This window comes from Paenibacillus cisolokensis, assembly GCF_050481165.1.
Lineage (GTDB): Bacteria > Bacillota > Bacilli > Paenibacillales > Paenibacillaceae > Paenibacillus_AH > Paenibacillus_AH cisolokensis.
On sequence record NZ_JBCNFP010000029.1, the window covers coordinates 43,833 to 60,956 of the forward strand.

Annotated in this window: 14 protein-coding genes and 4 pseudogenes; 4 read left to right on the plus strand and 14 right to left on the minus strand. The window is 54.7% G+C overall.

The window, feature by feature from the left end; all coding sequences use genetic code 11:
• Positions 1-9 precede the first annotated feature (9 nt).
• Entirely contained in the window at positions 10-237 is a 228-nt protein-coding gene (locus ABEV74_RS05475) for a hypothetical protein (protein ID WP_430144107.1), read from the plus strand.
• 24 nt (positions 238-261) lie between these two features.
• Positions 262-1,362: a GerAB/ArcD/ProY family transporter gene (locus ABEV74_RS05480; RefSeq protein ID WP_430144110.1), complete on the plus strand. Its 1,101-nt coding sequence runs from the start codon at positions 262-264 to the stop codon at positions 1,360-1,362.
• A 69-nt stretch (positions 1,363-1,431) separates the two neighbouring features.
• Here the strand turns inward: ABEV74_RS05480 and gap are convergent, their stop codons facing one another.
• From gap to ABEV74_RS05500, 4 genes and pseudogenes are all read right to left on the minus strand, one after another.
• The gene (gap, locus tag ABEV74_RS05485) at positions 1,432-2,484 is read right to left on the minus strand and encodes a type I glyceraldehyde-3-phosphate dehydrogenase (protein WP_430144113.1); all 1,053 of its coding nucleotides are present in this window, start codon (positions 2,482-2,484) and stop codon (positions 1,432-1,434) included.
• Positions 2,462-3,721, minus strand: coding sequence for an alanine racemase (alr, locus tag ABEV74_RS05490; protein WP_430144116.1), 1,260 nt, complete (start codon positions 3,719-3,721; stop codon positions 2,462-2,464). Before alr ends, gap begins: the two co-directional genes overlap by 23 nt.
• An 89-nt stretch (positions 3,722-3,810) precedes the next feature.
• A pseudogene (ald, locus tag ABEV74_RS05495) lies at positions 3,811-4,943 on the minus strand (alanine dehydrogenase).
• A 145-nt stretch (positions 4,944-5,088) separates the two neighbouring features.
• Positions 5,089-6,273 carry a PucR family transcriptional regulator gene (locus ABEV74_RS05500; RefSeq protein ID WP_430144118.1) on the minus strand — a complete coding sequence of 395 codons (1,185 nt, stop codon included), beginning with the start codon at positions 6,271-6,273 and terminating at the stop codon, positions 5,089-5,091.
• A gap of 59 nt (positions 6,274-6,332) precedes the next feature.
• Here ABEV74_RS05500 and ABEV74_RS05505 point away from each other — a divergent pair, with 59 nt between their 5' ends.
• Complete coding sequence (locus ABEV74_RS05505; protein ID WP_430144120.1) at positions 6,333-7,736, plus strand: amino acid permease; 1,404 nt, start codon at positions 6,333-6,335, stop codon at positions 7,734-7,736.
• 11 nt (positions 7,737-7,747) lie between these two features.
• Here ABEV74_RS05505 and ABEV74_RS05510 read toward each other — a convergent pair.
• Positions 7,748-8,275, minus strand: a pseudogene (locus ABEV74_RS05510) (BadF/BadG/BcrA/BcrD ATPase family protein); the annotation flags it as partial.
• A gap of 179 nt (positions 8,276-8,454) precedes the next feature.
• Between ABEV74_RS05510 and cls the strand changes: the two are divergent.
• Entirely contained in the window at positions 8,455-9,867 is a 1,413-nt protein-coding gene (cls, locus tag ABEV74_RS05515; protein WP_430144121.1) for a cardiolipin synthase, read from the plus strand.
• A 112-nt stretch (positions 9,868-9,979) separates the two neighbouring features.
• Here the strand turns inward: cls and ABEV74_RS05520 are convergent, their stop codons facing one another.
• The 9 genes and pseudogenes from ABEV74_RS05520 to ABEV74_RS05560 form a co-directional block, all read right to left on the minus strand.
• Positions 9,980-11,029 (minus strand): glycoside hydrolase family 3 C-terminal domain-containing protein, encoded by a 1,050-nt coding sequence (locus ABEV74_RS05520; RefSeq protein ID WP_430144240.1) that lies wholly within the window; start codon positions 11,027-11,029, stop codon positions 9,980-9,982.
• Between the two features lie 156 nt (positions 11,030-11,185).
• Positions 11,186-11,518 (minus strand): annotated as a pseudogene (locus ABEV74_RS05525) (glycoside hydrolase family 3 N-terminal domain-containing protein); the annotation flags it as partial.
• Entirely contained in the window at positions 11,428-12,075 is a 648-nt protein-coding gene (locus tag ABEV74_RS05530; RefSeq protein WP_430144123.1) for a glycoside hydrolase family 3 N-terminal domain-containing protein, read from the minus strand. The pseudogene ABEV74_RS05525 and the gene ABEV74_RS05530, both read right to left, overlap by 91 nt.
• On the minus strand, positions 12,033-12,614 hold the full coding sequence (locus ABEV74_RS05535) for a sensor histidine kinase (protein ID WP_430144126.1): 582 nt from the start codon (positions 12,612-12,614) through the stop codon (positions 12,033-12,035). Before ABEV74_RS05535 ends, ABEV74_RS05530 begins: the two co-directional genes overlap by 43 nt.
• A gap of 7 nt (positions 12,615-12,621) precedes the next feature.
• A pseudogene (locus ABEV74_RS05540) lies at positions 12,622-13,661 on the minus strand (zinc-dependent alcohol dehydrogenase family protein).
• Between the two features lie 126 nt (positions 13,662-13,787).
• Positions 13,788-14,207, minus strand: a complete 420-nt coding sequence (gene arsC, locus ABEV74_RS05545; RefSeq protein ID WP_062493778.1) for an arsenate reductase (thioredoxin) — start codon at positions 14,205-14,207, stop codon at positions 13,788-13,790.
• A 14-nt stretch (positions 14,208-14,221) separates the two neighbouring features.
• Positions 14,222-15,280, minus strand: coding sequence for an ACR3 family arsenite efflux transporter (gene arsB, locus ABEV74_RS05550; RefSeq protein ID WP_430144129.1), 1,059 nt, complete (start codon positions 15,278-15,280; stop codon positions 14,222-14,224).
• Positions 15,281-15,298: 18 nt separating this feature from the next.
• On the minus strand, positions 15,299-15,622 hold the full coding sequence (locus ABEV74_RS05555) for an ArsR/SmtB family transcription factor (RefSeq protein ID WP_430144132.1): 324 nt from the start codon (positions 15,620-15,622) through the stop codon (positions 15,299-15,301).
• Positions 15,623-15,732: 110 nt separating this feature from the next.
• A complete protein-coding gene (locus ABEV74_RS05560; RefSeq protein ID WP_430144242.1) occupies positions 15,733-16,938 on the minus strand; it encodes a chromate transporter in 1,206 nt (401 codons plus the stop codon).
• Positions 16,939-17,124: the final 186 nt, after the last annotated feature.

The following is a 17,124-nucleotide window of genomic DNA, read 5'->3' on the forward strand; positions in this document are numbered from 1 at the left end:
AGTGAAACGATGAGATGGGCTTTTATGCTGGGAATAGCGGTCGTATTGGCGATCATGACCGTATACGAATGGCCGAAAATGAAGAGAGAAATGAAAAAGGAGAAGACGGCCTTTTCCGTTTTAACCGTTTTGGGAGGAATTCTGGCTTTCCTGCTCGTGTTTTATCCGGAAATGCCGGGACCTACGCATTTGATGAACGCCATTTATAAACCGCTGGGGACAATTTTCGAGAAATAAACGCATGGAAAGAGGGCATTGAAAATGATCGAGAAAGGGAAAATTTCGGCACTGCAGCTGGGAATGTTGATGTATTTGGTCATTGCCCCTACGGCGATTCTCAATTCGCCGTCGATTTCGTTCCGATATGCGAAACAGGATTTGTGGATTTCGCCAATTTGGTCTTTGAGCGGATGGATGACCATCTATCTGGCTTTCAAACTTCATGACATGTATCCGGGTCATAATATCGTCCAGGCAAGCGAGCGAATTATCGGACGATGGCCCGGAAAAGTGATCGGATTCCTGATCCTGTTTATCTATTTATATATCAACAGCGGTACCACTCGTCTGTACAGCGAATTCGTGAGCGAGGCTTTTCTCCCGGAGACCCCGCTCATCGTCGTGTCGGGCACCATGGTGCTGGTATGCGCAATAGCCTCGCGCGGAGGCGTAGAAATAACGGGCAGATTCGCGCAGCTGATCCTGCCTGTTTTTATCGTTCTTTTTTTATCGAACGTGCTTCCGATCATACCCGATCTGGAGCCGTTGAATATTTTTCCGGTCATGGCGGAAGGGATTATGCCTTCGGTTGCGGGTTCAACCGTTCTGCAGTCCTGGTACTGCCAATTTATTACCGTAACGTTTCTTCTTCCTTTTGTCAGCGACCGCGAGAAAGCGGCCAAAAGCGTCTCGATCGCTTTAATCGCGGTGATCGTGACGTTGGTGATTGCCAATTTGGTGACGCTGCTGCTCCTGGGAGAAATTACGGGCCATTTCACTTATCCTTTTCTCATTTTGGCAAGGTACATCAGCCTGGCCGAATTTTTCTCTCATCTGGAATCACTATATGTCGCGATTTGGGTATTTGGCGCTTTTATGAAAATTTATTTGTTTTTTTACGTACTCGTGCTTGCCGCCGCTCAATGGATGAATCTGTCCGATTACCGGCCTATTGTCTACCCGCTCGGTTTTATTTTAATTGTGTTCAGTCACTGGATTGCAAACAACCTGCAGGAACTTATCCATGCCCTCGGGACCTCGGTTACCTTTACGATATTGACGGTACTGCTCGGTGTGCCGATGCTGCTGTTCTGCATTGCTTTGGTGAAGAAACGAGGGCATGGAACCGTGTCCAAGAACTGACGCGATTCGTCCCCTTTCCGTTGACGGCAAAGTTACCGCATTCTCGGTAAAAAAGCCGGCACCCGTTCGTCAGCAGCGTATCGGCATTTCGCTTAATCGCTTGCTCGCCTTCTCCGCATGCTGTCCGGCGACATGGGCGACGAAATCCAGCACCCGGCAGGCGTACGCCCATTCGTTGTCGTACCATGCCAGCACCTTCACTTGCCGTCCCGAAGCCATCAGCGAAAGGCCGTCGACAACCGCCGACTTGTCATTGCCGACGTAGTCCGACGATACGAGCGGCAGCTCGTTGTACTCGACATACGGCGCGAGCGTGCCTTGCGCCGCTGCCCTGAACGCCTGTCGCACTTCTTCTTTGGATACGGGACGGCGAACCTCGGCCGTCAAATCGACAAGCGAAACGTCCTGCGTCGGCACGCGCAGCGACAACCCCCGAATGACGGGGGCCAGATGCGGCAGCACCCCGGCCAGCGCTTTGCCGACACCGGTGGAAGTCGGCACGATCGACTGCGTGCAGGCCCGCGCGCGCCGCAAGTCCTTGTGCGGATTGTCGAGATGGTTCTGATCGTTCGTATAGGCGTGAACCGTCGTCATCCAGCCGGAGGCGATGCCGAACGCGCGGTCGAGAATATACAGCACCGGCGCAAGGCAGTTCGTCGTGCACGATGCGGTGGACAACAGCGTATGCTTGTCCGGATCGTAGCTAGATTCGTTGACACCCATCACGACCGTCAGATCCAGGTCTTTGCCGGGGGCCGTCACGACGACACGCTTCGCGCCCGCCGTCAAATGCTTCGACGCTCCCGAACGATCATTGAACTTGCCGGTGGCGTCGATCGCGATGTCGATCCCGTATCTGTCCCACGGCAGCAGCGACGGATCGCGTTCCGAAACGAACGCCACCTCTTGCCCGTTGATGATCAGCTTGTCTGTTTCGACTTGAATGTCGGCGTCCCATTTGCCGTGCACCGTATCGTATTTCAGCAAATGCGCTACCGTCCCGATCGGGCTTGTCGAATTGATTACCGTAACTTGCGCCCCCGGGATGCCGGACGCAAACGCTTTCCGGATTAACAGCCGGCCGATTCTGCCCGTGCCGCTAATTCCCACCTGCTGGTTCATGATGACCTCCTGTGGCGTGTAATGACAAAGTGCCGGATGATTCGGCAGAATGACAGCATAAAGCTCCCGTCTGTGAGAGCACATGGTTGACGGTCTCGATGACCGTCCGTCCCTGCAAGTATACGCGGGGAACCCGCTTGCCGACCGTACAGACGATTTCGTAGTGGATCGTATCCAGCTGGGAAGCCATCTCGTCGACCGGCAGGCAGCCTTTTTCGGCGCAGCCGAACAGGATCGCTTCGTCCCCGACCCGAACGCCGGGGATGGCGCTGACATCTGCCATCGTCTGGTCCATGCATACCCTGCCGACGATCGGCGCTTTCCGTCCGCCGATCATGATGCTGCCCCGGTTGGACAACCGGCGGGACAGCCCGTCGGCATATCCGGCCGGAATGACCGCGATCCGGCTGGGCCGTTCCGGCCGATACGTGCAGCCGTATCCGATCGGCTGCCCGGCGGGTATCTGCTTCAACGCCGCAATTCTCGTTTTCCACTGCATCGCCGGCCGCAGCTCGGGCAATCCCGGCACAGGTCCGGCAAAAGGCAGCAAGCCGTACAAGCTGATGCCGACCCGAACCATATCCAGATGCATCTCCGAAAAACGCAGGGTCGCCGCGCTGTTGCAGCAATGTTTGACCGGTACCCGGATACCGTGGCGCTCCAGATGCGCGATATAAGCCAGAAACGTCCGGAACTGGCCCTGGGTGTACGTCTCGTCCGGACTGTCGGCGCTGGCAAAATGCGTAAAAATGCCTTCCAGCCTGATCCATGGCGAGCTCGCTGCCAGCCGCGCCAGGTCAAGAGCCGTTTCGCGGTCGGTCACGCCGAGCCGCGACATCCCCGTATCCACTTTCAAATGCACATCGGCATGCTGCCGATGGCTGGCCGCGCATTCCATCACGGCTTCCAGCTCTTCCCTGGTGGATACGGTCACGGCGATGCGATGTTTTACAGCCGCTTCGACGGACGCGGGGGGCATGTACCCCAGCACGAGAATGGGGCAATCGATGCCGGACACCCGCAGCTGCAACGCCTCGTCCAACAAGGCCACGCCCAGCCGATCGGCTCCGGCTTCAAGCGCCGCCTTGGCGGTCTGGACCGCGCCATGACCGTAACCGTCCGCCTTAACCACCGCCATGAAGCGGCAGGAAGGCTTGATCCCCGCTTTGATCGCCCTTACATTATGGGCTATGGCGTCGAGCGAAACTTCGGCCCAAGTCTCTCTGTAACCAAACATGATGTAGCGCCTCCGTTCTGGCAACGTTGCTGTCCGATGCGGCAATTGCATCCCTCCTCCGGACCGAAGCCCGGAGGAGACGGACATCGTTACAGGACAGACGGAATTTTCTCCAGCGCCTCTTCGACCGGGACGTATTCGTGGCCAAGGCTGTCGGCCACCGCTTTGTACGTCACGCTTCCCGCTGCGACATTGACCCCTTGAAGCAGCGCCTTGTTCTCCTTCACGGCGCGGATGACGCCTTTATTGGCAATTTGCAGGGCGTACGGCAAGGTCACATTGGTCAGCGCGATCGTCGACGTTCTCGGAACGGCCCCGGCATGTTCGCGACAGCGTAGTGGACGACACCGTGTTTGACAAACGTCGGGTCGTCATGGGTCGTGATGCGGTCTACCGTCTCGATAATCCCGCCCTGGTCGATCGCCACATCCACAACGACCGAACCCGGCTTCATGGAGCGGATCATGCTTTCCGTAACCAGCTTCGGCGCTTTTGCGCCCGGAATGAGCACCGCCCCCACGACCAGATCGGATTCCGCCACCGCTTCGGCAATATTGAACGGATTGGACATCATCGTTTGCAGGCCGCTGCCGAAAATATCGTCCAATTGACGCAGACGTTCCGGATTCAGATCGATAATCGTCACGTGAGCGCCGAGCCCGACGGCGATTTTCGCCGCATTGGTGCCTACGATGCCTCCGCCGATAATCGTCACTTTGGCCCGCTTCACGCCGGGCACGCCTCCGAGCAGCACGCCTTTGCCGCCGTAAGGCTTTTCCAAAAACTGCGCGCCGATCTGGGGCGCCATCCGGCCGGCCACTTCGCTCATCGGCGTCAAAAGCGGCAGCGTGCGGTTCACTTCCACGGTTTCGTAAGCGACGGCGGTAACGCCTTTGTCCATCAGCGCCCGGGTCAATCCCGGCTCCGCCGCCAGATGCAAGTACGTGAACAAAATCAGTCCGTCACGGAAATAGCCGTATTCGGACGACAGCGGCTCTTTCACTTTCATGACCATATCGGCGCCGGCCCAGACGTCGGCCGCCTGTTGCAAAATCGTCGCCCCGGCTGCGGCGTAGTCCTCATCGGTGAAACCGCTTCCGACTCCGGCATTCGTTTCGATTATCACTTCGTGTCCGGCTTTGACGAAAGCGTCGACGCCCGCCGGCGTGATCGCCACCCGATTTTCGTTGTTTTTGATTTCTTTCGGAATTCCGATTTTCATATCAGTATCTCCCCTTTTGTTTTGCGGTCTACCGCAAGTATAAGGGAGAAAGCGCTTTATTTCGTTGTTTCAAATTCAGAAAAAATAGCCGGGGTCTTGTGAAAATAAACAAAGCCTCCACTGCGCGATGGAACGTCATTCCCGGTTACTGCTCCATTTTTTCCGTCTTCAAATCGAGATAGAGCGTAACCTTCTGATCCATGCTGTTCAGATCGATCCCCCCGATCTCGGCGATACGCTTCAAGCGGTAGGTGAGCGTGTTAATGTGAATATGCAGCAGCTCCGCCGCAGCTTTGACATTGCTGTCGTTGTTCAGGAACACTTCGAGCGTTTGCAGCAGGCGGCTGTGAAGTTCACGGTCATACTTCCGTATTTTTCGCAGCGCGGGATTTTCGAACCGGTGCAGCTGCTTTTCCTGCAAAATATGAGGGAGATAGCGGTAATAACCCAGATCGGTGTAGTTAAACACCGCTTTCGTCTCCTCGGGAAACCGCTGCTTGATCTGCAGCAGCGCGGAGGCTTCCTGGTAGCTTCGTTCCACCATGGCGTAGTCGTCGTAGATCATCCCGCTGCAGCTTTGGACAGGCGAAATCCCGAATCGCTGCTTCATTTGGCGGACCATTCGCAGAAGCGGCTCCTGCGGCTCCTCCTCATCATCCGCAGAGGGGGAAGGCGCCGCCGCCAGCAGCACCAATTGGGAATCGGTCACCGCATGCAGGACGATCCGGACGAAAGGCGTCGTTTCCAATGTATAACGAATTTGCTGGTGCAGCTTGTCCGAGATGGGCGCATCGAACTGGAGCACGGTCACGTGATACCGTTCCGGCAGCTGCAGCCCCAGCTGCTTCGCCCTTCCGCGAACGATTTCGTCCGATTTCAGGTGGCCGGTCAGTAGCTGCCAGAAAAAATCGTGATAGCTTTTCTCCTCTTTCCGGGATTTCATCTGAAGCCGGTCCAGTTGCGAGCGGGCAGCTTCGGCCGCCCATTGGAGCTGACGCAGCTCCGGTTCGTCGAGCGGCTTGTTCACTTCCAATACCCAGATAAAACCGAGCACATCCTGATTTTTTCGGATCGCGACGGCCACCCGGTCCCCCAGCCCGATCTCCTCCACCGCGGAGATGCGGACCGGAATTTCGCTCTGCAAAAGACGCTTCATCACGCCGTTTCTCCATAGCGAGCCGATCACTTTTTGCGGAACCTTGCGTCCCATAATGGTTGAAATTCGGGCGGGATCTGTCATATCTTCATGAGAGCTGTATGCCAACAGCCGGTGATTGGCGTCTTCGATCGTGACCGGACAGCAGAGCGCGCTGTAGATCGCCTCCGCCAACGTATCCAGACTATCGAAGCCCCGGTCAAACGGATTGATGACTTGAAAGGGGTTTCAACATGAGCAATCATTCCAACACAACCGAGTTGAAACGGGGGCTTGAACAACGGCACATCACATTGATGTCCCTGGGAGCGGCGATCGGGGTCGGATTGTTTCTCGGTTCCGCATCCGCCATCAAATTGGCGGGGCCTGCGATTTTACTTGCTTATGCCCTTGGCGGCCTCGCGATCTTTTTCATCATGCGCGCGCTTGGGGAAATGGCCGTTCAGAACCCGGTTGCCGGTTCCTTCAGCCGATACGCACGCAACTATATGGGACCTCTGTTCGGATATTTGACCGGCTGGAACTACTGGTTTTTGTGGGTCATTACCTGCATGGCGGAAATTACGGCGGTCGCCGTATATATGGGGTTCTGGTTCCCAGACGTGCCGCGCTGGATCTGGGCATTGGCCGCGCTGGTCATCATGAGCGCTGTCAACCTGATTGCCGTCAAAGCTTACGGCGAGCTGGAATTCTGGTTTGCGCTGATTAAAATTGTAGCCATCATCTCCATGATTGTGCTTGGAGTCGGTATGATTGCCTTCGGTATCGGCAACGGCGGCATCCCGACCGGTATCAGTAATTTGTGGGAGAACGGCGGATTTTTCCCGAACGGTTTCAAAGGCGTATTTTTATCCTTGCAGATGGTCATGTTCGCTTATCTGGGGATTGAAATGATCGGGGTTACCGCCGGCGAGGTTCAAAACCCTAGAAAGTCGCTGTCCCGCGCTATTGACAGCGTTTTCTGGAGAATTCTCATTTTCTACGTCGGCGCTCTGTTCGTGATCATGTCCATTTATCCCTGGAATGAAATCGGGCAAAAAGGCAGTCCGTTCGTCATGACCTTCGATCAGATCGGCATTCCGTATGCGGCGGGCATCATCAACTTTGTCGTGCTGACGGCGGCTTTGTCCTCCTGCAACAGCGGGATTTTCAGCACCGGCCGCATGCTGTTCAATCTGGCACAACAAAGGGAAGCTTCTCCGAAATTCAATCGGTTGAACAAGAGAGGCGTACCCGCAACCGCCATTATTGTCTCCGCGCTCGCGCTGCTCGTCGGCGTCGTGCTGAACTACCTGGTTCCGGAAAAAGTATTCATCTGGGTGACGAGCATTGCCACGTTCGGAGCGGTATGGACTTGGGCGGTAATCCTGATTTCGCAGCTGCGGTTCCGTAAATCGCTGTCCGAAACCGAGCGGAGCCAGCTGGCCTACAAAATGCCCTGGGCGCCTTACAGCTCTTATGTGTCCTTGGCGTTTCTGGCTCTGGTCATCATCCTGATGGCTTTCTCGCCGGACACGCGGATCGCCCTCGTGGTCGGACCGCTCTGGTTTGTCTTCCTGATTGCGGTATATTACAAAAAAGGCTTGCACAAAAAAAATCAAATGCTCCTGGTGAACGAGAACAAACAGGCAGGCTGATTCGACCCGAAATGGGCGACACGCGTGACGTCGAAGTGCAGCTTTCCCACTTCTTCCATGGGCATTCCCACTTTGATCATGCACTTGTCAATGGTGGCGCCCGTCCCCGATGCGCATTTGTCGTTCATAGAGGTCAGCGCCTGCTTGTTCCCCGTCTCCTCGTTTTCCTTGAAAATGATAATCTTCGCGTCTTGTCCCCCCAATTCGATGACGCTCCCGACATCGGGGTGAAGATGCTCGACAGCCATCGTAACGGCATTTACTTCCTGGACAAACTTCGCTCCAATATGCGGGGCAATGGGACCGCTGCCGGAACCCGTCGCAAAGACGCGAATGTTTTCCTGTATGATGTCAGGAAATTCGTTGCCGATCGCAACCAGCATGTCCAATACTTTTTCCGCTTGTTTCGTATGGTGGCGATGATAGTCCGACCACAGAATTTGTTTGGTTTCCGGATTCACCACCGTAGCTTTGACGGTCGTCGATCCCACATCTATGCCGATAATCAGCTTGTCGCCGCCTTGTTTGCCGAATCCCATACAGGTCAGCTCCTTTTTTCCAGTCTTTTGATATGGATAGATTCTACATATGGGATAACTTTTATCCCAAAACCGGAAGTTCCCATGTCGGGTTCGAACTTTTTTGGGACAACTTAATCAAAGCTCTTTCTTACGAAACGACAACACGCTCAGGCGGCCATGGAGGAGAGACGATACCCTTGCTCTGGATCATATCGGCCCTATTGCTGATCATCGGCCAGATGGCAATCGTGCTAATTAATGAATATTGCCGTCCGCAAAAAGCGGTTGCCTGGCTGGTCATCCTGATGGTCTTCCCGCTGATCGGATTCGCGGCTTATTATTTTATCGGCAAAGAATATTCCCGGATCGATCCCGCACGCTGCAAAACGAACAGGATGCTGGCCCCTTTAAAGGAAAAACTTGCAGACAGGTGCGCGCAGCGTCTCCCGCCGGAAACGGTCCGGCAGCACGTTGGCGACGAACGTTTGCGGGCGATGCTAAAAAACAACATTTTCCTTCCCATTACCGTCTGCAATCAGACAACGGTCTATACGGAAGGAACGGAAGCCTTTGCGGCGATGTTCGAATCGATTTCCCTGGCAAAAGTTTATATCCATATTGAATTTTACATCATACGCGACGATGAGATCGGCAAGCGTTTCCAACAATTACTAATCCGAAAATCGCGGGAAGGCGTAAACGTGAGGCTGCTGTACGACGGAATCGGATGCCTTCGCTTGCGGAAAACGTATTTGCGGGAGCTCAAGGATGCCGGCGTGGAAATCGGGTGCTTCTCTCCCCCGGTACCCGCCTTCCTGAACAAGCGGATCAATTATCGAAATCACCGGAAAATCGTCGTGGTGGACGGAGAAGTCGGCTTTATCGGAGGGTTGAATGTCGGCGACGAATATTTGGGGCGGAAAGCGGAAATCGGCTACTGGCGGGATACCCATTTTCGCATAAAAGGGGATGCGGTGCTGTGGATTCAGTATACCTTTGCCCGGGATTGGTTTGTGGTCAAACGGCAGCTGCTGGACGATCCTGTCTATTATCCCGTTCGGCCGGCGCAAGGGAACGAATTCGTGCAAATGATCAAAAGCGGACCGGATGAAACGATTCTCGAGCTGATTTTCACCTTGATCGTATCGGCGAAAAAGCGCATTTATATCGAAACCCCTTATTTCATTCCCGATCCCGCCGTCTTCCTGGCATTAAAAACGGCTGCGATGCGCGGCGTCGATGTGCGCGTCATTATTCCCGCGGTTCCGGATTCAAAGGTCGTATATTGGGCTTCTTTGTCTTTCGTTCAGGACTTGCTGCAGGCCGGCATCCGGTTTTATCGCTATCAAAAAGGGTTTATCCATGCCAAAGTTGTGATATGCGACGAAACGGCTTGCTCCGGGAGCGCGAATCTGGACATGCGAAGCTTTATCGGCCAATTCGAAATTAATGCGATGTTTTTTGACGGCCAGGTCGTCAACCGCCTCGTTGCCGATTTTTTTCGCGATCTTGGGGAAAGCGAAGAAATCGTGCCCGCGGAATTCGAGAAGCGGCCGAAATCCCAGAAACGGAAAGAAATTTTTGCGCGTCTGCTTTCCCCTTTATTTTGATCCGGGCGGCAGCCGGACGATTGGCCGGTTCGATCCGGCATCCGGTCCCGGGGGCGGCGATTCCGTTGCAGGACATGCGCCGTTCCCCCGCCGTTTATGCTTCATCCGAAATTCAGGGAATGACGGAGAACGTTCCGCACAATCCCCCTCTGCTGTCGGGGCCGATCCACACCGTAAAGCGGCCCGGTTCCACGACATAGCGGCCGTCCGCATTGAAAAATCCGAGCTGCTCGGCGGAAAGCCGGAACTCCACCAGATGGCTTTCTCCGGGCTTCAACGAAATTTTCGCGAACCCTTTCAATTCCTTGACCGGTCTCGTGATGCTGGCAGCCTCGTCGCATATATACAATTGGACGGTCTCCGCGCCCTCCATCGTTCCGGCATTCGTAATCCGCGCCGATACCGTTATCGTGTCGCCGGCCTTTATCTCGGTGCTGCTGATCGATAACCGGTCGTACTCGAACCGGGTATAACTCAGTCCGTAGCCGAACGGATACAACGGCTCAACCTCGCTGTCCGCATAACGTTTCAGCCCCGGTCTGCCCGTTTTCTTCGCGCTGTAATAAATCGGAATTTGACCGGTGCTTCTCGGAAACGTGATCGGCAGCTTGCCGCTCGGATTATGCTTGCCGAACAAAATATCGGCGACGGCCATGCCTGCTTGTGTTCCCAGATGCCACGCTTCCACGATAGCCGGTATATGCCGGTCCGCCCATTCCAGCGCGAGCGGCTGGCCGTTCACCAGGACGAGCACAACCGGCACGCCCGTGGCATGGATCGCCTTGAGCAGCTCGAGTTGACCGCTCGGAAGCTCGATCGAGGTGCGGCTGTTGTTCTCGCCGCTCATATCGGCGGTTTCCCCCAATACGACAACGGCGGTCTCGCATTGCCGGACGATATCGACGGCTTGCGCGATGTCCGGTTCTGCGGTCTCTTCGCGCCATCCCCGGCAAAACATGATTTCCACATCCGGTTCCGCCGTCGCGACGATGCCCTGCAGGATGGACACCGCGTCTTCGCTGCGTCCCTGACCGGCCCAGCAGCCAAGAACGGCAGCCCGATCGTCGGCGAGCGGTCCGACGACCGCCAGTTTACGGACACGGCTTGTCAGAGGAAGCACGTTATGCTCGTTCTTCAGGAGAACGATGGACTCCCGCGCCATTGCCCTGGCCGTCCTCACATGGTCGGGATGAAGGAGCAGCGAAGCCGCATGCTCGGGAGGCGTATACGGTTGGTCGAATAAGCCCGCCCGGAATTTGATGCGCAATATTCTTCGCACCGCATCATCGATTACAGACTCCGGCACGATCCCCCGGTTCACGAGCTGCTCCAAGTACTCGTTATAGACTCGGGCCTGCATGTCCATATGCACGCCGGCTTCGATGGCGATCCGGGCCGCTTCCTCCCTGGACTCGGCGAAGCCGTGCTGCACAAGCTCGTCGATCGATTCCCAGTCGCTCACGACGAAGCCCTGGAAGCCCCATTCCTGCTGCAGCACGTCGGTGAGAAGCCACCGGTTGCCCGTACACGGCACGCCGTTCAGCTCATTGAACGCGCACATCATGGTGCCGGCCCCCGCTTCCAAGGCCGCCTGGAACGGTGGGAAATACGTTTCCCTGAGCCTCCGCTCGGAGACATCGACCGTGTTATAGTCCCTTCCGGCTTCAGCGAGCCCGTAGCCGGCAAAGTGCTTGGGGCAAGCGACCATGTGCGGACGGTCTTCCCAATCGTTCGCTGGATGCCCGCTACGCGGGCGCGGGCGATTGCCGCCGCCAGCCAGACGTCCTCGCCCGCTCCTTCAGCGACGCGGCCCCACCTCGGATCACGCGCGATATCGACCATCGGCGCGAGAATCCAATGAATGCCGGCGGCGGACGCTTCCCTGGCGGCCACGGCGGCCGTCTCCTCGATCAAGGCCATATCCCAGCTGCAAGCTTCCGCGAGCGGAATCGGAAACGTCGTGCGGTAGCCATGAATAACATCGCCGGCGATCAATAGCGGTATGCCGAGCCGCGACTCCTCCACCGCGATCCGCTGCAGCTCGTTAACCAGGTCCGCACCGGTTACGCCGAGCACGGAGCCGATCCGGCCCATTCGAATCTTCTCCTTGTCGGCTTCCTCGAACGTGCCCGTCTGGATCATTTGCCCGATTTTCTCCTGCAACGTCATACGCGACAACAACTTGTCGATCTGCTGCTCGACGGACATATCAGTTCCATGCCTCCAACAACTGCTTCAAATATTGAACGGATAAGGCTGTATTGTCGGACATCGGTCGTTTCCTGCCCCTGCTTGCCCAGGTTATAGTGGAGCAGCTTGTTCAAGGACGTGACCAGCTTGTCAATCTCATCCTGCCCGTTCAGACGGGCGATCCATGAAACCGTATCCAGCGTATTGTACAGAAAGTAGGGATTGATCTGGTACATCAGCTTCTCGACTTCCAGATCGGCACGGCGCTTCTCTTTCTGTTCCACCTCGAGCAGAAGCTCCCATACCTGTTTGCGCGTGCGCCAAAACTGATGCAGCAGCTCGTCGTATTCCGGGATGTTCGTCTTTTTGATTTCCGAATGGAATCTGCTGTTGCCCAGTTGCCGGATCTCTTTGCTTAACTGCGTCAGCGGGACGTAAACCATTCTCCACATCAGCCATGCGAGCAGCAACCCCGCGGCGATGGACAACAGGGAGAGCAGGGAGTAATGTTTGATCCCAGAAAAAAGAAAAAAAACGGTGTAAACCGTTCCTTTCAACGGGAATTCAATCGTTGTATAAAATGACTTTCATCGCTTTTGCTTTGGCTGCATTTTTAAACACCTCGTACGCCTCTGCGATCTGGTTCAGGGGAAAACGGTGAGTGATCAATTGTTCGGGTTTGATCTTCCCGGACTGCACGGTCTTTAGCAGCATCGGGGTCATGCTCGTGCTAACCAGCCCGGTTGTGATCTTGACATTGCGAATCCACAATTTTTCCAGATGCAGCTCGACAGGCTTGCCGTGCACCCCGACGTTGGCCAGCCGTCCGCCCGGCTTCAAAATTTGCTGACAGATATCGAAGGTTACCGGGAACCCGACGGCCTCAATCGCCACATCGACACCTTGCCATCGGTCAAGGCCATCACGCGCTCGACCGCATTTCCTTCGGAGCTGTTAATGGTATGGGTAGCTCCGAACTTTTTGGACAGTTCCAGGCGATTATCGTCAAGGTCGACCATGATAATCTCCGCCGGCGAATACAACTGCGCTGTCAGAAGCGCCGACATCCCGACCGGACCGGCCCCGACGATCGCGATCACATCCCCCGGCTGAACGCCGCCGTTTATGACCCCGATTTCCAAACTCGTCGGCAAAATGTCGCTGAGCATGACAAGCGCTTCCTCATCGCTACCCGAAGGAATATGATACATGCTCGTATCGGCGTAAGGGATGCGAACGTATTCCGCCTGCGTGCCGTCGATGAGGTGTCCCAAAATCCAGCCGCCGTCTTCGCAATGCGCGTACATCGCTTTTTTGCAGTACTCGCATCTTCCGCAGGATGTGACACAGGAAATCAGCACGCGGTCTCCGTGCTTGAAATTGTTGACGGCCGCCCCCGCTTCTTCAACGATGCCGACACCTTCGTGTCCCAGTGTCCGGCCGTCGGTTACCGCCGGCACGTCGCCGCCCAAAATATGCAAGTCCGTGCCGCAAATCGTCGTTTTCGTGATTTTTACGATGGCATCCGTCGGTTTCTGAATCGTCGGCTTGTCTTTCTCCACCCACTCGAACTTTCCTGGCCCGCGAAATATTAGCGCGTTCATAAGCAGCCTCCTAAGTTTAGGCGATTATTCTTTTTTCAGCTTGAAGGAGAACCCCTCCTCTTTTCTTCATTCTCACCAATCTTCATCTCATGTACTCACTGGATGAAAAGCGAACATTTCCGTATTTTATTTGCCTTCGGCTGCAAACTGCTGGATTCTTGCTTCGATCTGATCGCGCACACGCTGAAACACGTTCCATTTCTCTTCTTCTGTGCCTGCAGCCTTGGCCGGATCGTCAAATCCCCAATGAAGCCGGACAACGTGCGGCGGCGTGATCGGGCATTTATCGTTGGCGTCACCGCAAAGCGTAATGACATAATCCGCGTTGTTCAAAATCTCCGGATCGATCACATCCGACGTTTGTTTGGAGATGTCAATCCCTTTTTCCGCCATTGCCTTGACGGCATTGGGATTCAGACCATGCGCTTCAATGCCCGCGCTGTACACGCCGTACTTGTCTCCGAGATATTTCTTCCCGAATCCTTCCGCCATCTGGCTGCGGCAAGAATTGCCGGTACATAGGAAGTAAATGATTTTTTGGGCCATGACAGGAGCTCCCTTCAGGATATCGTTTTAGGTTGGAAATACTTCCGCTGAAACCACAGGGCGACGTTGACCAAAGCAATCATGACCGGCACCTCCACCAAGGGACCGATGACGGCAGCGAAAGCCGCGCCCGAATGAATGCCGAATACGCCAACCGCAACGGCAATCGCCAGCTCGAAGTTATTGCTTGCAGCCGTGAACGCGAGAGTCGACGTAACCGGATAATTCGCCCCCGATTTTTTTCCCATATAGAAAGAAATCAAGAACATCGCCACGAAGTAAATGAGCAGCGGGATCGCAATCCGGACCGCATCGAGCGGCAATCGAACAATGGTGTCGCCTTTTAACGAGAACATGACGATAATGGTAAACAATAAAGCAATCAGGGTAACGGGGCTGATTTTCGGAATAAAGACTTTTTCATACCAGGTCCGCCCCTTTGCTTTCACGAATAGGAGGCGGGTGATCATGCCGGCCAGGAACGGAATGCCCAAATAAATCAACACGCTTCGGGCCACTTCGGACATCGTAATGTCGACAACCATACCTTTGAGACCGAACCACCCCGGCAAGATCGTCACAAAAAGATAGGTGTACACCGAGTAAAACAGTATTTGGAAAATCGAATTGAACGCGACGAGTCCCGCGGCATATTCAGTATCTCCTTGACATAAATCGTTCCAAACGATGACCATCGCAATACAACGGGCGAGCCCGATCATAATGAGCCCGACCATATATTCGGGATATCCCTGTAAAAAGACGATTGCAAGGACGAACATGAAGAGCGGACCGATGACCCAGTTTTGCACAAGGGAAAGCGCTAAAATTTTTCCGTTCCGGAAAACGCGCCCCAACTCCTCGTAACGAACCTTTGCAAGTGGCGGATACATCATCAGAATCAAACCGATCGCAATCGGAACGGACGTCGTTCCCGCTTGAAATTGATCGAGAAACGCAACGAAATTCGGAAACATAGCGCCTGTTCCAATTCCGATAGCCATCGCAACAAAAATCCATAATGTCAAATAACGATCCAGGAAAGATAATCGCTTTCCCGCCTTTTCACCCATTTCGTGTACCCCTCTTGTTTACTCGCATGTGACTAACAGCCCTTGCTCCTCCAATTTCTTTAAATGCTCGGATAAATCGGGCAAATGGCTTAAAGCCAATCCGGTTTCCGCAAGCCTCTTCTCATTCAACGAGTAAAACACCCATTGGCCTTTGCGCGTCTCGCGGACCAGTTCAGCCGTTTTAAGACGACTCAAATGCTTGGAAACGGCCGGTTGGGATATATTAAAAATGGGAACCAGTTCACAGACGCAGCAATCGCGGATACGCAATAACGAAATGATTTTCAACCGGGTCGGGTCCGCGAGTGCTTTCAACGTATCGGCCAATTTCTCGAATGTCATGATCGCGATGTCACCTCGCTATTCAATCATCATATAACCATATTGTTATATATGAATATGAAAAAGTCAATACCTCCACCGAAATGGATATCCGGTGGGGTATATCTGACTCAAATAAGACCAATTAGTGTTCCCCCTATTGCACCCGTGATGACGACAACCCAAGGCGGCAGCTTCCAAAAGACGAGCATTAAAAACAGAATCGAAACGAGGGCAAAATCGGCCGGAGCCAGAATAGCCGTCGTCCATAGAGGGTTATAAAGCGCGGCTAACAAAATACCGACAACCGCTGCGTTGATCCCGACCAGCGCCCCCTGTACTTTCGGGCTTTTCCGCAAGGCATTCCAGAACGGTAACGCGCCTGTGATCAGCAGAAAAGCGGGCAGGAAAATAGCCGCTGTCGCGATTAAAGCCCCTTTCACACCGCTAATCATCGCCCCTAAATACCCGGCAAAGGTGAACAACGGTCCGGGCACAGCTTGCGCCGCGCCGTAACCCGCTAAAAAGTCCTCCTTGCTGATCCACCCCGTAGGCACGACTTCCCGTTCGAGCAGCGGAAGAACGACGTGCCCTCCTCCGAACACAAGGGAACCTGCGCGATAAAAGCTGTCGAACAAGGCCAGCCAGTCCAAGGCACCGAATTGTCGAAGCAGAGGCAATACGATCAGAAGTCCGAAGAAAAGCGTCAAGCAGACGACAGCAAAGCTGCGGCTGACCGGAACAGACAGGTTAGGCGCTTTCGGTATGGTCGTTTTTCGGTATAGCAGAAGTCCGGCTGCACCGGCGAGAACAATAAGCAATACCTGGCTGAAAGCGGTCTGCCACAAGAGGGTAACGGACGCTGCAACGATCGCGATTGTCGCCCTGTTGCGGTCAGGAGTCAATTTTTGTCCCATGCCCAGAACGGCCTGAGCGACAATGGCCACGGCGACGATCTTGAGTCCGTGAATCCATCCTGCATGGCCGATATCAAAACCTTGCAAAAGAAAGGCGAACAGAACAAGCGCGATGACCGACGGCAGCGTAAATCCGAGCCAAGCCGTCAGCCCGCCAAGCAGACCGGCGCGAATGATGCCGATTCCGATCCCCACCTGGCTGCTGGCAGGACCGGGAAGAAATTGACATAGCGCGACCAGATCGGCATAGCTTCGTTCGTCCATCCATTTGCGGCTACGTATGTATTCGTCATGAAAATAACCGAGATGAGCGATCGGCCCTCCGAATGAAGTGAGACCGAGTTTCGTGGATACGGCGAATACTTCCAGAAGTGCCTGAGTTTTGCTTTTGGGCTTATTCCGGACAGCGGCATCATTCATTTCCACGTTCTGTTACTCCTCCTTGTCAGCTGGCTTTGGAGACGGTTTATTGTCGGTGTTTGTCATCCTTACTTATTATACGGACAAACGGCTGACCCGGCCACAACGCCAGACTCCGGAAGGTCTGGCCGGAATGAACGATCTTTCCGTTCCGGGGCCCGGAACAAAGGGAAAAGATATAGGCGC

What these genes read in the sequence shown, in the direction of transcription:
- ABEV74_RS05505 (WP_430144120.1), top strand. Translation starts at nt 6,333, where the DNA reads ATGAGCAATCATTCCAACACAACCGAGTTGAAACGGGGGCTTGAACAA.
- ABEV74_RS05560 (WP_430144242.1), bottom strand. Translation starts at nt 16,938, where the DNA reads ATGAATGATGCCGCTGTCCGGAATAAGCCCAAAAGCAAAACTCAGGCA.
- ABEV74_RS05520 (WP_430144240.1), bottom strand. Translation starts at nt 11,029, where the DNA reads ATGGCGCGGGAGTCCATCGTTCTCCTGAAGAACGAGCATAACGTGCTT.
- arsB (WP_430144129.1), bottom strand. Translation starts at nt 15,280, where the DNA reads ATGGGTGAAAAGGCGGGAAAGCGATTATCTTTCCTGGATCGTTATTTG.
- alr (WP_430144116.1), bottom strand. Translation starts at nt 3,721, where the DNA reads ATGTTTGGTTACAGAGAGACTTGGGCCGAAGTTTCGCTCGACGCCATA.
- arsC (WP_062493778.1), bottom strand. Translation starts at nt 14,207, where the DNA reads ATGGCCCAAAAAATCATTTACTTCCTATGTACCGGCAATTCTTGCCGC.
- gap (WP_430144113.1), bottom strand. Translation starts at nt 2,484, where the DNA reads ATGAACCAGCAGGTGGGAATTAGCGGCACGGGCAGAATCGGCCGGCTG.
- ABEV74_RS05555 (WP_430144132.1), bottom strand. Translation starts at nt 15,622, where the DNA reads ATGACATTCGAGAAATTGGCCGATACGTTGAAAGCACTCGCGGACCCG.
- ABEV74_RS05530 (WP_430144123.1), bottom strand. Translation starts at nt 12,075, where the DNA reads ATGTCCGTCGAGCAGCAGATCGACAAGTTGTTGTCGCGTATGACGTTG.
- ABEV74_RS05480 (WP_430144110.1), top strand. Translation starts at nt 262, where the DNA reads ATGATCGAGAAAGGGAAAATTTCGGCACTGCAGCTGGGAATGTTGATG.
- ABEV74_RS05475 (WP_430144107.1), top strand. Translation starts at nt 10, where the DNA reads ATGAGATGGGCTTTTATGCTGGGAATAGCGGTCGTATTGGCGATCATG.